General features: G+C 67.0%; 13 protein-coding genes and 1 pseudogene. 6 read left to right on the plus strand and 8 right to left on the minus strand.

The features are described 5' to 3' along the window. Positions 1-201: 201 nt before the first annotated feature. From MRY84_RS02235 to MRY84_RS02270, 8 genes are read right to left on the minus strand one after another with little or no spacing between them, the layout of a single operon-like run. Entirely contained in the window at positions 202-1,173 is a 972-nt protein-coding gene (locus tag MRY84_RS02235; protein ID WP_291504136.1) for a threonine/serine dehydratase, read from the minus strand. Continuing rightward, a complete protein-coding gene (locus tag MRY84_RS02240) occupies positions 1,170-2,162 on the minus strand; it encodes an ornithine cyclodeaminase family protein (protein WP_291504137.1) in 993 nt (330 codons plus the stop codon). Before MRY84_RS02240 ends, MRY84_RS02235 begins: the two co-directional genes overlap by 4 nt. Before the next feature lie 40 nt (positions 2,163-2,202). Next, positions 2,203-3,129, minus strand: a complete 927-nt coding sequence (locus tag MRY84_RS02245) for a glyoxylate/hydroxypyruvate reductase A (protein WP_291504138.1) — start codon at positions 3,127-3,129, stop codon at positions 2,203-2,205. A 33-nt stretch (positions 3,130-3,162) separates the two neighbouring features. Continuing rightward, the gene (locus tag MRY84_RS02250) at positions 3,163-3,939 is read right to left on the minus strand and encodes a cupin domain-containing protein (protein WP_291504139.1); all 777 of its coding nucleotides are present in this window, start codon (positions 3,937-3,939) and stop codon (positions 3,163-3,165) included. Positions 3,940-3,990: 51 nt separating this feature from the next. Further along, positions 3,991-5,136, minus strand: coding sequence for an FAD-dependent oxidoreductase (locus tag MRY84_RS02255; RefSeq protein WP_291504140.1), 1,146 nt, complete (start codon positions 5,134-5,136; stop codon positions 3,991-3,993). Then, positions 5,133-6,515, minus strand: a complete 1,383-nt coding sequence (locus MRY84_RS02260) for an NAD(P)/FAD-dependent oxidoreductase (RefSeq protein ID WP_291504141.1) — start codon at positions 6,513-6,515, stop codon at positions 5,133-5,135. Before MRY84_RS02260 ends, MRY84_RS02255 begins: the two co-directional genes overlap by 4 nt. Then, positions 6,494-6,805: a (2Fe-2S)-binding protein gene (locus MRY84_RS02265; protein WP_291504142.1), complete on the minus strand. Its 312-nt coding sequence runs from the start codon at positions 6,803-6,805 to the stop codon at positions 6,494-6,496. Before MRY84_RS02265 ends, MRY84_RS02260 begins: the two co-directional genes overlap by 22 nt. A 57-nt stretch (positions 6,806-6,862) precedes the next feature. Next, complete coding sequence (locus tag MRY84_RS02270; RefSeq protein ID WP_291504143.1) at positions 6,863-7,756, minus strand: GNAT family N-acetyltransferase; 894 nt, start codon at positions 7,754-7,756, stop codon at positions 6,863-6,865. Between the two features lie 234 nt (positions 7,757-7,990). On the opposite strand from MRY84_RS02270, the gene MRY84_RS02275 reads away from it, so the two are divergent. From MRY84_RS02275 to MRY84_RS02300, 6 genes and pseudogenes are all read left to right on the plus strand, one after another. After that, the gene (locus MRY84_RS02275; protein WP_291504144.1) at positions 7,991-9,472 is read left to right on the plus strand and encodes an aldehyde dehydrogenase family protein; all 1,482 of its coding nucleotides are present in this window, start codon (positions 7,991-7,993) and stop codon (positions 9,470-9,472) included. 211 nt (positions 9,473-9,683) lie between these two features. Beyond that, a complete protein-coding gene (locus tag MRY84_RS02280; RefSeq protein WP_291504145.1) occupies positions 9,684-10,349 on the plus strand; it encodes a haloacid dehalogenase type II in 666 nt (221 codons plus the stop codon). Positions 10,350-10,401: 52 nt separating this feature from the next. Then, positions 10,402-11,694, plus strand: coding sequence for an FAD-binding oxidoreductase (locus MRY84_RS02285; RefSeq protein ID WP_291504146.1), 1,293 nt, complete (start codon positions 10,402-10,404; stop codon positions 11,692-11,694). Between the two features lie 92 nt (positions 11,695-11,786). After that, positions 11,787-13,406: an ABC transporter substrate-binding protein gene (locus MRY84_RS02290; RefSeq protein WP_291504147.1), complete on the plus strand. Its 1,620-nt coding sequence runs from the start codon at positions 11,787-11,789 to the stop codon at positions 13,404-13,406. Between the two features lie 47 nt (positions 13,407-13,453). Then, positions 13,454-15,073 (plus strand): ABC transporter substrate-binding protein, encoded by a 1,620-nt coding sequence (locus MRY84_RS02295; protein ID WP_291504148.1) that lies wholly within the window; start codon positions 13,454-13,456, stop codon positions 15,071-15,073. A gap of 40 nt (positions 15,074-15,113) precedes the next feature. Beyond that, a pseudogene (locus MRY84_RS02300) lies at positions 15,114-15,384 on the plus strand (ABC transporter permease); the annotation flags it as partial.

The following is a 15,384-nucleotide window of genomic DNA, read 5'->3' on the forward strand; positions in this document are numbered from 1 at the left end:
ACGCGCACAAAAAAGGGGCGGCGTCTATGAAGAGGTGGATGGTCGTGCAGGGAGGGCGGCGACGGCACCGCGTGCGGCCCGCTGGCTCGGGCACCCACTTCCACACATCCCTCGCCACCACCCCAGCGATGCGGGACGCGCGATGCAGGTGGTGTGCGGGGCGCGACCCTCGCGCTCCCGCGAAGGGCGTTGGCGTCAGGTCTATCGGTAGATCTCTGCGAGGTCGCACAGATCCCAGTTGCCGCCGCTCAGCACCAGGCAGACTTTCTCGGAGGGGCTCACCTTCACGCTGCCCGCCAGCAGTGCGCCAAGGCCGATGGAGGCCGCGGGTTCTGCGATCAGCTTGGCATCCTTCGCCAGCGCGCGCATGCCCGCAACGATGTGCTCATCTTCGACCAGCACGATCTCGTCCACGTACTTCTCGATGATGGGAAAGGGGTTCTGGCCCGGAACGCTGATGCGCACCCCATCGGCAATGGTGTCCTTCAAGGGGAGTGAGGTGCGCTCGCCATGGATCCGGCTCTGGTAGTACTTGGGTGTCAAGGCGGGCTCTGCGCCAATGACGCGCACGGACGGATTTGTTTCCTTGATGGCCGTGGCAACGCCGGAGATCAGCCCCCCGCCACCGAGCGGCACGATGACGGTGTCCACACCCTCCAGGTCCTCCAGGATCTCGCATCCGAGGGTGCCCTGGCCCGCCATGACCAGCGGGTCTTCGAAGCCGTGAACCGCGGTGTAGTGGTTCTCTTCGGCGATCTCGCACACCCTTTTCCACCGCGCGGCCGTATCGCCATCGAAAAGAATGACTTCCGCGCCCAAGGTTTGGGTGTTCTCGATCTTGATCCGCGGTGTCGTTACCGGCACGACGATGGTCGCCTTGACGCCCAGCATCCTGGCGGCGTAGGCGATGCCCTGCGCATGGTTGCCGGATGAGGTCGCGATGAGGCCGTTGGCAATGGCTTCTTGGGGCAGCGACAGCGCCTTGTTCAGCGCGCCGCGGATCTTGAACGCGCCCGTGATCTGCAGGGTTTCAGGCTTCAGATACAGCTGGCAGCCCACCGCCTTCTCGATTTTTTCGGCGCGCAATATCGGCGTGCGCTTGATATGGGGCTTCAGCCGCTCGCGGGCCTGGTGGATGTCCGCGAGGGTGGGGTGTTCAAGCAAGGGAATCATGACGGAATGAACTCAAAAGTTGTGCCGACCTGGCCGGCGATGGCGTTGCGGTAGATGCGGGCGGCGGTGGTGTTGTCCTGGATGGCCATGCCGGTGGAGTCGAAGATCGTGATCTCGTCGTCCCGCTCGCGACCGGGCTTCTGGCCCAGGAGGATTTCGCCCAGCTCCGCGTGGATGTCTTCGCGGCGGATGATGTTCCGGCGCAGCGGGTGCTGGGTTTCGCCCTTTTCGATGCACTGCGCAATCGAATCGTTGACGATCTTGGCGCCCTTGAAAACCTCGGGCTCGAATTCCTGCTTGCCATAGGTGTCGGTGCCGATGGCCACCACGTGCGTGCCGGGCTGCACCCACGCGGCCTCCACCAGCGAGCCCTTGCCGCGCGTGGTGGTCACCAGGATGTCGGCCCGCTCCACCGCCGCCTGTTTGGAGGCGGCCGCCACCACCGGGATGCCGAACTCGCGCTCGATGTCGGCTTGGTACCGGGCCAGGGTCTCGGGGTGGTGGTCCCAGGCGTGGATGGTTTCGATGGGCATCACCTCGCGAATGGCGCGGATCTGCATGCGGGCCTGGTTGCCGGTGCCGATGGAGGTGACGGTCTTGGTGTTTTTGCGCGACAGGGCCTTGACCGAGACGGCCCCCGCCGCGCCAGTGCGCAGCCCGGTGAGCAGGCTGCCATCCATCACGCAGAGGAGCGCGCAGCTGCGCGCGTCAAACAGCAGGACGGTGCCCATGCCGCTGGGCACGCCGTGCTCGGTGGGGTTGTTGGGAAAGCCGCCGGACGAGGCTTTCATCGAGATGATGCCGTTGGCGCTGCTGTGGCTGATCTTGAAGTCGATCTCGCCGCTGGGTGGCAGGTGGATGCAGGTGTAGGGCGGCTGGTTGACATGGCCGCTGTTGAAGGCTTTGTAGGCTTCCTCCACCGTCTCGATGACTTCGCGCATGTGGATCAGCCGACCCACGTCCGCTTTGTTGAGCAGCAGTGTTTTCATGGTTTTTCTTCTCATGAAGGTGGATGGGATCGGGCGGGCCTCAGTAGCCCAGCGTCCGGTCCACCAGCCCGACCATGGGCAGGCCCTGGCGGTACCGGCGCAGGTTCTCGACCACGGCGTCCACGGCGGTTTCGGGTTGCGTCATGCTGGCGATGTGCGGCGTGAGCACCACCTGCGGGTGCGTCCAGAACGGGTGGCCGGGCGGCAGCGGCTCGGGGTCGCATACGTCCAGTACGGCGTTGCCGAGCCGCCCGGTGCCCAGTGCCTGGAGGAGGTCGTCCTGCACCAGGTGGCCGCCGCGCCCCACGTTGATCAGGGTGGCGCCGCGAGGTAGTTGGTCGAAGAGGCGTTGGCAGAGGATGCCGCGCGTGCTGTCCGTCAGCGGCAGCAGGCAGATCAGGATGTCGGTGCGCGCGAGCAGGGCCTGCAGCCCTTCGGGGCCGTGATGGCAGTCCACACCGTAGAGTTGCTGCGGCGAACGGCTCCAGCCCGCGCACGGGAAGCCGAAGCTGCGCTGCCGCTCCAGCACCGCCCGGCCCAGCGTACCCAGGCCCAGCACGCCCACGCGGCGCGACGATGCGGGCTGCACGCGGTGCGCCTGCCAGGTGCCGGCGCGCTGCTGGGCTTGGTAGGTTCGCCAATCGCGGTGCTGGGCCAGCACGGCCAGGGTCACGTACTCGACCATGCCCTGCACGATGCCGGACTCCACCATGCGCACCACCGGCAGTGCGGGGGGGATGGCGGCAAAGTCGAACTGGTCGGTGCCGGCGCCGGTGGAGAACAGGATCTCCAGGTTGGGGAACTGCGTGGCCAGATCCCGCGGCGGCTCCCACGCGGCCAGAAAGCGCACGGCATGCGGGTCGCCAATGTCGGGCCAGATGCGAAACGGCAGCTCCGGCATCTTCTGGGCCAGCAGCTCGGCCCACACCGCGCCACGCGCCGGGTCGGCTTTGTAGAGAAAAGTCATGGCAGAACCTCGGGCGGCGTTCGATGGGGCGGCCTACTTGGGGCGGTAGATCACATACACCTTGGCCACCTGCCCGCGGCTGTCCCAGGTGCACCGCGCGCCTTGCTCGACGAGGAAGACGTCGCCTTTCGAGAACGTGGCGCTGCGGCCCGTTTCGTCCACAAAATCCACGCTGCCTTGCAGCAGGTACATCAGCTCACAGTGCTTGTAGAACAAGGGGCGGCGTGCGTAGGGCGTGGAGTCCCAGGTGCCGCACATGAACTCGCCATCGGCCGACTGGTAGTCGGTGAAGTTGCGGCAGGAGGGGGCGGGCGTGGTCAGCAGGTCCGCCGGCGGCGTGCCCGAAGGCTTGAGCTCGGGCGATTGCTGGATGGGCACGATGGCGCCGTTGCCGGGCTGGCTCAGGTTGTAGCGCGTGAAGAGGAGCGACACCGGGCCCGTGGCCGACCAGGCGAAGGCCGCACCGTGCGGGATGACCGCGCTCTGGCCGGGCTCCAGAGTGAGCTTGGCGGGCTGCTGCTCGCCCTGCTGCGCCAGCGTGAGCCGCCCTTCGTGGACGAAGATGAACTCGTCCGCAGGCAGGCTGGGCACTGCACCGCTGCCGGCGTTGAGCGTGATGACGCCCGCCGTCACGGGGCTGTCGGACGCCCAGTCCAGCGTGCGGCGGTTGGCCAGAAACGGGTCGTCGCCCGCCGAAGAGGCAGCGACGATGCCTTGGCGGGCATCGCGCGCAAACGCGCGCAGGTCGATGAACGAGCGCACGGGGGAAGCTGGGGCCACGGGGGGCAGGGCGGGCTGCAGGGAAGACATGCTGGTTTTCAATGGAAGGTTGTGGAAAGACTGCGTCGGAATACGGCGGGGCTATGCGGCCTGGGCCGCAGGCGCCGCAAACCGGCCGATGTGGTACGGGCCGATGGGCGTGGTGGTAGCGCCGGTGTGGATCAGCTCGGCCATCACGTCGCCCACGCCGGGCCCCAGCTGAAAGCCGTGGCCCGAGAAGCCGAAGGCGTAGTACAGCCCGGGCACGCGGGCGCTCGGCCCCATCACGGGGCGGCTGTCCTGCATGTAGCCCTCGATGCCGCTCCACACGCGGATGATGCTCAGGCGGTTGAAGGCCGGCACCACGCGGGGCAGCTGCGCGAGCGTCATCAGCGTGCGGCGCGGGTGAACATAGGCGCGGCGGTTTTTCATGTCCACGGGCTCATGGCCGCCACCCCCGATGACGATGTTGCCGCGTGCCACCTGGCGGAAATAGACGATTTCCTCGGGCACATCGGTGGCCAGGCCAATCGTCGGCGCGACGGCGTAGGGCACGGGTTCGGTCACACACATCTGCGGGCCCTTGACCTGCATCGGCACGGGCTCGCCGAAAGCCGCGCTGATGCGGTCACCCCAGGCGCCGGCCGTGACCAGCACGGCGGGCGCGGCAAACTGGCGGCCGTCCGCAGCCTGCACGGCAAAGTCTTCGCCCGCTTTTTCGACGTGGAGGATCTCGGTGTTTTCCAACACCCGGGCGCCCGCGCGCACCGCTGCGCGCCCAAAGGCGGGGGCCGCCAGGCGCGGGTTGGCATGGCCGTCGTGCGGGGCGTAGCAGCCGGCCGTCACCTCGGGCCCGAGGAACGGAAAACGTTCCCGTACCACCTGGGCTGTGAGCATCTGCAGGCCCAGGCCATAGGGCTCTGCGTCGCGTGCATAAGTTTCCAGGCGCTCGGCATGCTCGGGGCGGTAGCCCACGCGCAGGTGGCCGCTGAGCATCAGCTCCACGTCTTCGCCAATCAGCTCCTTGAGGCGGCCCCAGATCTCGCGCGAGCGGTTGGCCAGCGGCAGTTGTTCAATGGCGCGGCCCTGGCGGCGGACGTTGCCGAAGTTCACGCCGCTGGCCTGCTGGCCGATCAGGCCGCGCTCCAGCAGGATGACCGAGAGGCCGCGCTGGCGCAGGAAAAACGCGCTGGCCGCCCCCATGAAGCCGCCGCCTACGATGATCACATCGGCCTTCAACGCGCTCATGCTGCTTTCTCCTCACGCACTGCAACGGGCAGCGGCTTGACTGGCGCCTGCCCGCGCAGGCGGCCGACTTGCTCCACCGGCACGCCCGCCGCGCTGGCGATCACTTCGGCACCGGCATGCCCGCAGTACCGGCCCTGGCACCGCCCCATGCCCACGCGGCTGAACGCCTTGGCGCGGTTGGCCTCCTGCGCGCCGATGTCGCACACCACGCGGCGCAGTTCGCCCGCGGTGATGGCTTCGCAGCGGCAGACGATGGCCTCGTCGGGCAGCCGCGCGGCCTGCTGCGCGGGCCAGGGGAAGGCCGTGGCGAGCCCCTGGCGGAAGCGCTCCATCGTGGCCTGCTGCGCGCGCAGCTGCTGCAGCTGGTCGTTGGCGACCGTCAGCCCGAAGTCCTTCAGCACGGCCATGGCGGCCAGGCGACCGGCAATCTCGGCGGCGTCCGCGCCGAGCACGCGCATGCCGTCGCCCGCCAGATACACGCCGGGCACGGTGGTGCGGCCGTCTTCGCGCACCTCGGGCAACCACTGGCGTGTTTCGGGGTCGAAGTGGAAGGCGCAGCGCGCCAGGTCGGCCAATTGAGTTTCTGGCCGCAGGTGGTAACCCATGGCGACGGCATCGCAAGCGAAGGTGTGGGTGGCGCCGCTGGCGTCCGTCACCGCGACACCCTGCACGCCGGTCGCTGGGTTGCCGGTGATTTCCACGGGGGTGATGCCGGTGAGCACCTGCACGCCCGCGCGCTTGATGCCTGCCACCAGCGCCACCCCGTTGAGCAGCACCGAAGGCCGTGCCAGCAGCTTGGGCAGCGCTGCAAAGCGTCCCGCCAGCGGCGAGGTATCCAGCACGGCGGCTACGTTCGCGCCCGCTTTGAGGTATTGCGATGCCACCAGGTAGAGCAGCGGCCCCGTGCCCATGAAGACCACCCGGCGACCAAGGGCGCAGGCCTGGGCCTTCAGCGCGATCTGCGCGGCGCCCAGGCTGTAGGTGCCTGCCAGTTGCCAGCCCTTCACCGGCATCAGGCGGTCGGTCGCGCCCGCGCAGATCACCAGCGCGTCGAACGGCAGGGCCGATGCCTGCTCGCCGCATGCCACGTGCACTTGCTGGTCGGCGATATTCCAGGCCAGCGTGTTCGGGTGGTAGTCGACGTGTGCTCGCAGCGCGTCGAAGCAGGCGTGCAGCGCCTGTGCGCGACCGGCTTCGGTACCGTACAGCTTGGTGTAAGGCCGGGTGAAGTTGTCGGGCTGGCGGCGGTAGATTTGTCCGCCGTCGCGCCGGTTCTCGTCCACCACGGTGGGCCGCAGGCCGGCTGCGACCAGGGTTTCGGCGCAGCGCACGCCTGCGGGGCCGGCGCCAATGATGACTACGCGCGGTGGTTGGGCCATGTTGCCTCCGGCTGGTGGGTCACGATGTGCATGCCTTCTTCAACCACCGTGGTGCAGGCGCGAAGCCGTTGGCCATCGGCCGTCCACACCCAGCAGTCCTGGCAGGCTCCCATCAGGCAAAAGCCCGCTCGTTTGCCGTCGCCAAATTCCGATTCGCGCAGGTGCCGCGTGTGGCTGAGCAGGGCCACCATCAAGGTGTCGCCCGCCAGCGCGGCCGCCATCTCTCCGTCGATCAATATGCGCACGCGGGCGCGCTCCTCCTCCGCCACACGCACAAATCGTTGGCTCATCTGAGGTCTCCTGTGTGCCTGCCGAGGTGCTGGCAGGCCGATGCAATCAGCGCGTGTTCAGCACAGCGCCTGGGTGACGATGGCGAACAGGCGCGGGGCGCCTTCGGGGTGCTGCAGCGGCGCGCCGCGCACCATGGTGGTGGGGGCATCCACGCGCAGCAGTCCGATGCTCTCCAGCCACTCGGCCAGGCCGGAGTCGAAGTCGATGTCGATGCGCGTGAAGCGTCCGGCATTCATGCCGGCCAGGTGGGCAATGAGCGCCTTGGCGCCCTCTGCATCCGGAGCCACCACGGGGCCGATGGCGTGGCCGCGGCCAAAGCGGCGCAGGATGGCAAAGCCTTTTTGCGTGCCGTCGTGGTCCAGCACCACGCAGGCGTCGGCTTGCGCGATCAGCTCGTCGATGAGCGCAGCCCGGGGCATGCCGCGCGCGTCCTGGTCCAGCTGGTGCAGGGCGGCCGCCTCGTTCAGCCCGGCGGGGCGCAGGCGCCAGCCGGCGGGCAGTGCAATCAGCGGCGTGGGCTGCGCCATGCCCTGGTGCTGGCGGATCTCGCCGACACGCACAAAGCCCAGGCGCTCGTACAAGCCCCGGCCCTCAGCCGTAGCCTGCAGTAGCACCGTGCGGTCGTCCATGCCTTCGAGCAGCGCACTCATCAGCCGGTGGCCGATGCGCCGGCCCTGGCAGGCGGGCGAGACGATCACCAGGCCGATGGTGGCGTGGCGCTCGCCCCAAAGCCAGCGCTGGGCCGTGGCCACGACCTTGCCATCGCGCTCGGCCACCAGGCCCTCGCTGTGGGCAAACACCTGCTCCCAGTCCACGGGCCGGTGGGGCCAGCGCTGTTCGGCCGAGAGGGCATGTGCCTCGGGCAGGTCGTCGGCAGTCATCGGACGCAGCAAGACGCCGTCGTCGGCGACAGCGGCGTGCGAGGGAGAAATGGCGGGCTTTGGCGGCATGGAAAGCACCTCAAGGCAATGGAAATTGGTGCTTATCTTGGACGACATCTCGGCGTTGCACCAGGGCCGAATGGGGGTTTGCCCGCAACTTGCAAGCATCGTCTGCAGGGTGCTGCGGTTTTGCAATTTGCTGCGGCCTGGGGGGTGCTTATGAACACAAATGCTGGGCCTTCCTGCCTAGCATCAACCATCCTTTTTCACTCCTCGCCCAGCGCTGCTGGCGCCCCCATTGCCATGCCACTTTTCGACCCCCACACCATCGCCGTAGCGTCCGGCCATTTCATCGGCGGCCGGGTGGTTGCCGACACTGAGCAGCTTGCGGTGCTGCGCCCCTCCGACGGACAAACCCATGCCGAGTTGCCCGTGGCCGATGCCTCCACCGTGGATGCTGCGGTGCAGGATGCATGGCGCGCCTGGCGCACCTCCGACTGGGCGCGCCGCGCGCCACGCGAGCGGGCTCGCGTACTGCGCCGCTGGGCCGACCTGATCGAGGCCGATGTGCAGCACATGGCGCCGCTGGAGGCCGTATGCTCGACGCGGCCCGTGCGCGATGCCGCCGCGTGGGATGTACCTTTTACGGCCGAAGGGCTGCGCTTCTTTGCCGAGTACGCCGACAAACTGGGTGGCGAGGTGGCCGCCACGCGGCACGACCACCTGGGCATGGTGGTGGCCGAGCCCTATGGCGTGGTGGGCGCCATCACGCCCTGGAATTTTCCGCTGGTGATGGTGTCATGGAAAGTGGGCGCCGCTCTGGCTGCGGGCAATGCCGTGGTGCTCAAGCCTTCCGAAATGACGCCATTTTCCGCCGTACGCCTGGCGCAGCTGGCCATCGACGCGGGCGTTCCGCCCGGCATCTTCAACGTCGTGCAGGGCGACGGCCGTACCACGGGCGATGCCCTCACGCGCCATCCGCTCATTGCCAAGATGACCTTCACAGGCTCCACCCGCACGGGCGCGGCCATCATGGCCAGCTGCGCCCTGCAGGGCCCCAAGCCCGTCACGCTGGAGCTGGGCGGCAAGAGCCCGCAACTGGTGTTCGACGATGCGCCCGACGTGGACCGCCTGGCCGGCATCATCGCCGGCGCCATCACGGGCAACGCGGGCCAGGTGTGCGTGGCGGGATCGCGGCTCATCGTGCAGCGTGGCATCGCGGAGGCGCTGGTGGAGCGCATCGCGCAGCGCTTTGCTGCACTGCGCCCCGGCGCCACCTGGGACGCGGAGGCCACCTTGCCGCCCATCATCTCTGCGGCCCAGGCCGCACGCATCCAGGACATCGTGGAACGTGCGCGGGATGCCGGCGCGCAGGTGCGCAGCGGCGGTGGCCTGTTTGAGGGCGGGCCGGGCGGTGCGTACTTCCAGCCCACGTTGCTTCAAGGCGTGCGGGCCGACAACCCGGCGGTGCAGGAAGAGATCTTCGGCCCCGTGCTCACGGTGCAGACCTTCGACACCGAAGAGGAAGGCCTGGCGCTGGCGGCACATGCCCACTATGGCCTCGCGGCGGGCGTGCACACCGCGGACATCGGCCGGGCGCTGCGCTGCATGCGCGGCATCTCTGCCGGCACGGTGTGGATCAACCGCTACGGGCGCAGCGCGGACTTCGTGATCCCCACGGGCGGCTACCACCAGTCGGGCATCGGCAAGGACCTGGGGCGCCAGGCAGTGGAGGCCAATCTCCGTTTCAAGAGCGTGCTGGTCGACTTTGCTGCGGCGCACTAATGGTGCGGCTTTGCACCCATGCTGTGCGCACCACATGAGATGCCAAAGGCCCCCATGCAATGCGCAACTTTGTCGCGTGCAAGGGGGCCATTTCCCAACACGTTCTGCGTTGTGGAGTGCTCCAATCTCTTCGACATCATCTTGTCGCAAACAGTAATTCCAGGGTGCGGCCTGCGAGGGCCAGCACATCCACTTTGAAGGAGCAGAGGGCATGACTTTCCGTCCCAAGTACGTGACTTTCGACTGCTACGGCACGCTCACCCGCTTTCGCATGGGCGAGCTGACGCGTGAACTGTTTGCCGACCGCATTGCGGCCGAGCACATGGATCGGTTCATCGCCGACTACACGGCCTACCGTTTCGATGAAGTGCTGGGCGACTGGCAGCCCTACGACGTGGTGCTGAAGAACGCCGTGCGCCGCCTGTGCAAGAAGTGGAAGATTCAGTATTTCGACACTGACGGCCAGGCCTACTACGACGCCGTTCCAACCTGGGGACCGCACGCCGACGTGCCCGCGGGCCTGGCCAAGGTGGCCAAGGAGATCCCGCTGGTCATCATCTCCAATGCGATGGACAGCCAGATCCAGAAGAACGTGGCCATGCTGGGCGCACCTTTTTACCGCGTGTACACCGCCCAGCAGGCCCAGGCTTACAAGCCGCGTCTCAAGGCTTTTGAATACATGCTCGACTCGCTAGGCTGCAACCCCGAGGATGTGCTGCACGTGTCTTCCAGCCTGCGCTACGACCTGATGTCGGCCGACGACATCGGCATCAAGCACAAGGTGTTCGTGAATCGGGGCCACGGCCCCGGCTGCCCCGCCTACAACTACACCGAGATCCAGGACATCGGCGGCCTGCCTGGCGTGGTCGGGCTCTGACCCGGCCGCACCCCGCACACCTCTCGTCTTCCTCCACAGCACGCACCACACCATGAAGCTCGATTCATATTGGAACGATGGCCTGCCCGCCTGGCAGGCACCTGCTGCGGGCAGCCTGCCGGCCAAGGTGGACGTGGCCATCGTGGGCGGCGGCTTTACCGGGCTGTCGGCAGCCCTGGCGTTGGCCCGCCGAGGCGCGCGCGTAGCGGTGCTAGAGGCAGGCAACACGGTGGCGCCCGAGGCTTCGGGCCGCAACGGGGGCCACGTGAACAACGGGCTGGCTGTGGACTATGCGGATGTGGCCGCGCGGGTAGGCGTGCCCCAGGCGAGGGCCTGGTATCACGCCTACGACGACGCGGTGGATACCGTGGCCCGGCTGGTGACGGAGGAGGGCATCGACTGCGACTTCCTGCGCCACGGCAAGCTCAAGCTCGCCACACGGCCCTACCAGCTGGAAGCCCTGCAGCGCAGCGCCGAGAGGCTCGTGGCAGATGGCGTGGATACGGACGTGGAGGTGCTCGACGCCGACCGCGTGCGCGGCGAGGTGCAAAGCGAACGCTTCCACGGTGGCCTGTTGTACAAGCGAAGTGCGCAGATGCACATGGGTCGCTTCGCGCAGGGCCTGGCCCATGCCGCGCAGCGCCAGGGCGCTCAGATCTGCATCGGCACGCAGGTGGACCGCCTGGAGCGCATGCAAGGCCATGCCCACCGCCTGCACACCCGCCAGGGCGTGGTGGCCGCCGACCAGGTGCTGCTGGCCACGGGTGCCTCGCGCCACGGCGCCTACGGCAGCTTTGGCTGGCTGCGGCGGCGCATCGTGCCCATTGGCAGCTTCATCGTGGTGACGGAGCCTTTGGGTGCGGAGCGCGCGAATGCCTTGCTGCGCGAGCGGCGCACCTACACCACCATCGCCAACATCCACCACTACTTCCGCCTTACACCGGACCACCGCCTGGTTTTCGGAGGGAGGGCACGCTTTGCCATCTCCAGCCCGCAATCGGACGCCGCCAGTGGCGAGATCCTGCGCGTGGGCCTGGCCGAAACCTTTCCGCAACTGGGCCCTGTGCGCCTGGACTACTGCTGGGGAGGGCTGGTGGATGTGACGCAGGACCGCCTGCCCCAGGCCGGCGAGCGCGATGGCCTTTTCTATTCCATGGGCTACAGCGGTCATGGCACGCAGATGTCGGTGCACATGGGCCAGCGCATGGCTGCGGTGATGGCGGGCGATGCCAACGCCAACCCGTGGAAGGACCGGCGCTGGCCGGCCATTCCGGGCCACTTCGGTCCACCCTGGTTCCTGCCGGCGGTGGGCCTGTACTTCCAGCTCAAGGACCGGCTGGCCTGAGGGGCTCCCTTTTGGCCAGGACCCTCTCCCCTCTCTTTTCTTGACAACCATAACCCCGCGATCCGTTCCACTTTTCAACCAGGAGCATGACCATGAGCGATAGCCAAAAAAAGTTCGAGCAACTTGTCGGTCCCAGCGAAAGCCTTCGCGTGATGAACTCGCTCACGCGTGGGGCCACCCGGCGCGACGTGCTGGCCATGCTGACCGCCTGCGGCATGCAGGCCACAGTGGCAGGCAGCATTGCCAGCCTGGCCACCAGCGCCCACGCGCAGACCCCCAAGCGCGGCGGCCGCATCCGCGTGGCGGGCGCCACGGCTTCGGCCAACGATACGCTGGACCCGGCCAAGCAGTCCAACCAGACCGACTACTCGCGCTGCAACATGCTCTACAACGGGCTGACGTCGCTGGACGCTTCGCTCTCGCCTCAGCCAGCGCTGGCCGAGTCGTTCAACACGCAGGACGCGAAGACCTGGGTGTTCATCCTGCGCAAGGGTGTGGTCTTCCACGACGGCAAGGCACTGTCGCCCGCTGACGTGGTGTTCTCGCTCATGCGCCACAAGGACCCTGCGACGGCCTCCAAGGCCAAGGTGCTCGCCGAGCAGATCGACACCGTGCGCGCCAGTGGCCCGAACGAAGTGACCATCGTGCTGTCAGCGCCCAATGCCGATCTGCCGGTGATCCTGGGTACATCCCACTTCCAGATCGTCAAGGAAGGCACCACCGACTTCAGCGCCGGCATCGGCACCGGCCCCTACAAGCTCAAGGAGTTCAAGCCCGGCGTGCGCTCCGTCCACGTGCGCAACGAGGCGTACTGGAAGCCCGGCAAGCCTTACCTGGACGAGATCGAGTTCGTGGGCATCGGCGACGAAAACGCCCGCGTCAACGCGCTGCTGTCGGGCGGCATCGACCTGGTGGGCGTCATCAACCCGCGCTCGGTGGCCCGCGTCAAGGGCACGCCCGGCTTTGCCATCATGACCACGCAATCGGGCCAGTACAGCGACCTCATCCTGCGCAAGGATGTGGGGCCTGGAATGAACCCCGACTTCGTGCTCGCCATGAAGCACCTGTTCGACCGCGACCAGATGAAGAAGACGATTGCGCTCGACCATGCGGTGGTGGGTAACGACCAGCCCATCGACCCCACCAACCGCTTCTTTTTCAAGGACCTGCCCCAACGCCCATTCGACCTGGACAAGGCCAAATTCCATCTGCAGAAGTCGGGCGTCACGGGCAAGATTCCGGTAGTTACATCGCCGGCGGCCATGTATTCGGTGGAGATCGCGTTGCTGATGCAGCAGACGGGCCAGCGCATTGGCCTGGACCTGGACGTCAAGCGCATGCCCGCCGATGGCTACTGGTCCAACCACTGGCTCAACAGCCCTGTCGGATTTGGCAACGTCAACCCGCGTCCCAATGCCGACACCATCCTCACGCAGTTCTTCAAGTCGGATGCAGCCTGGAACGAGTCGCGCTGGAAGAGCGCCCAATTCGACCAGTTGCTGCTGGCCGCGCGCTCGGAAATCGACCTGGCCAAGCGCAAGCAGATGTATGCCGACATGCAGACGATGATTCACAACGAGGCGGGCATCGGCATTCCCATGTTCCTGGCCAGCATCGACGGGCATAGCACCAAGCTCAAGGGCCTCTCGCCCATCCCGGTGGGCGGGCTGATGGGCTACATGTTTGCTGAGAACGTGTGGCTCGACGCTTGAGCGGCTGAACCCGCGCACCAGCCATATACATAGCGAACGGACCAGTCATGAACACAGACAACCCCTCCCTGGGCGGCCTGCAGGACCCGCGCGACTGCGCGGGGATGCTGCAGGCCATCGCCCGCGGCGCCACGCGCAGGGACGTGGTGGCCATGCTCATGGCCGGCGGCATGCAGGCGGGTATCGCGGGCAGCATGGCGGCGCTGGCAGCGACTGCGCATGCCAACACGCCCCGGCGCGGCGGCCGCATCCGTGTGGCAGGCACCACCGCCACGGCGGCAGAGACACTGGATCCCGCCAAGCAGGCCAACCAGATGGACTATGCGCGCGGCCACATGCTCTACAACGGGCTGACGGCGCTGGATGGATCGCTGACACCCCAGCCCGCCCTCGCGGAATCCTTTGCCACGCAGGACGCCAAAACCTGGGTCTTCACGCTGCGTAAAGGGGTGGAGTTCCACGACGGCAAGTCCCTTGCCCCGGCCGATGTGGTGTTTTCGCTCTTGCGCCACAAAGACCCGGTGGTGGGCTCTAAGGTCAAGGCGCTGGCCGAGCAGATTGCGGCGGTGCGCACATCCGGCCCCGGCGAGGTGACTGTGGAACTGGCCGCGCCGAATGTGGACCTGCCGGCATTGCTTGGCACCTTCCATTTCCACATCGTCAAGGCGGGCACGACCGACTTCTCCAAAGGCATCGGCACCGGCCCGTTCAAGCTCAAGGAATTTGCGCCCGGCGTGCGCTCGGTGGTGGTGCGCAACGAGCGCTATTGGAAGCCCGACCGGCCCTACCTCGACGAGATCGAATTCACCGGCATCGCGGATGAAAAAGCCCGGGTCAGTTCCTTGCTGCATGGCGACTTCGACCTGGTGGCAGGCATTGACCCGCGATCGGTGGCGCGCGTCAAGAGCACCAAGGGCTACGCCATCTTCACCACGCAGGGCTCGCACTACACCGACCTCGTGATGCGCCGGGACAGCGGGCCTGGCATGAATGCTGACTTCGTGCTGGCCATGAAGTACCTGATGCACCGAGAGCAGATGCGCAAGATCGTGGCGCTGGACCACGCCCTGGTCGCCAACGACCAGCCGATCGGCCCGGGCAGCCGCTTTCACTTTGACGGTTTGCCACAGCGGCCTTTCGACCTGGACAAGGCGCGCTTTCACTGGAAGAAATCTGGCGTGACGGGGCCGGTGCCGGTGGTCGCTTCGCGGGCTGCGATGTACTCGCTGGACATGGCATTGCTGCTGCAGCAGTTCGGGCAGCTGATTGGGCTGGAACTGGATGTGCAACAGGCGCCGGCTGACGGCTATTGGTCCAAGCACTGGCTCAACAGTGCGGTGGGCTTCGGCAACATCAACACCCGCCCCACGGCCGACGCTGTCCTCACCCAGTTCTTCAAATCTGACTCCGCATGGAACGAATCGCGGTGGAAGTCCGAGCGTTTTGACCAACTGCTGCTGGGCGCTCGGGCCGAGCTCGATGGGGGCAAGCGCAAGCGGATGTACGCCGACATGCAAACGATGATCCACCATGAGGCCGGCATCGGTATTCCGTTGTTCCTGGCCAGCCTGGACGGGCATACCACGCGGCTCAAAGGCCTGCAGTCCATCCCCCTGGGGGGGCTCATGGGCAATGCGTTCGCCGAGCATGTCTGGCTGGATGCCTGAGGACGGGATTCCTTTTCGATAGAGGAGACAAGAATAAATCATGAACCACGTCATTCTTTCATTGCTGATCAAACGGGTTGCGCTCGCCTGCGTGTCGCTGCTCGTGGTGTCAGCCATCGTGTTCTCCATCACCGCCGTGCTGCCCGGCGATGCGGCGCAGGAACAGCTGGGCCAGGACGCAACGCCCGAGGCGCTGGCGGCCCTGCGTGCGCAGATGGGCCTGAATGTGCCCGCGCCCGAGCGCTACCTGAAATGGCTCGGGGGGGTGGCGCGCGGCGATCTGGGGCAGTCCATCACCACGCAGCTGCCGG

The organism is Acidovorax sp., from assembly GCF_022763525.1.
In the GTDB taxonomy this organism is placed as follows: domain Bacteria; phylum Pseudomonadota; class Gammaproteobacteria; order Burkholderiales; family Burkholderiaceae_C; genus Acidovorax.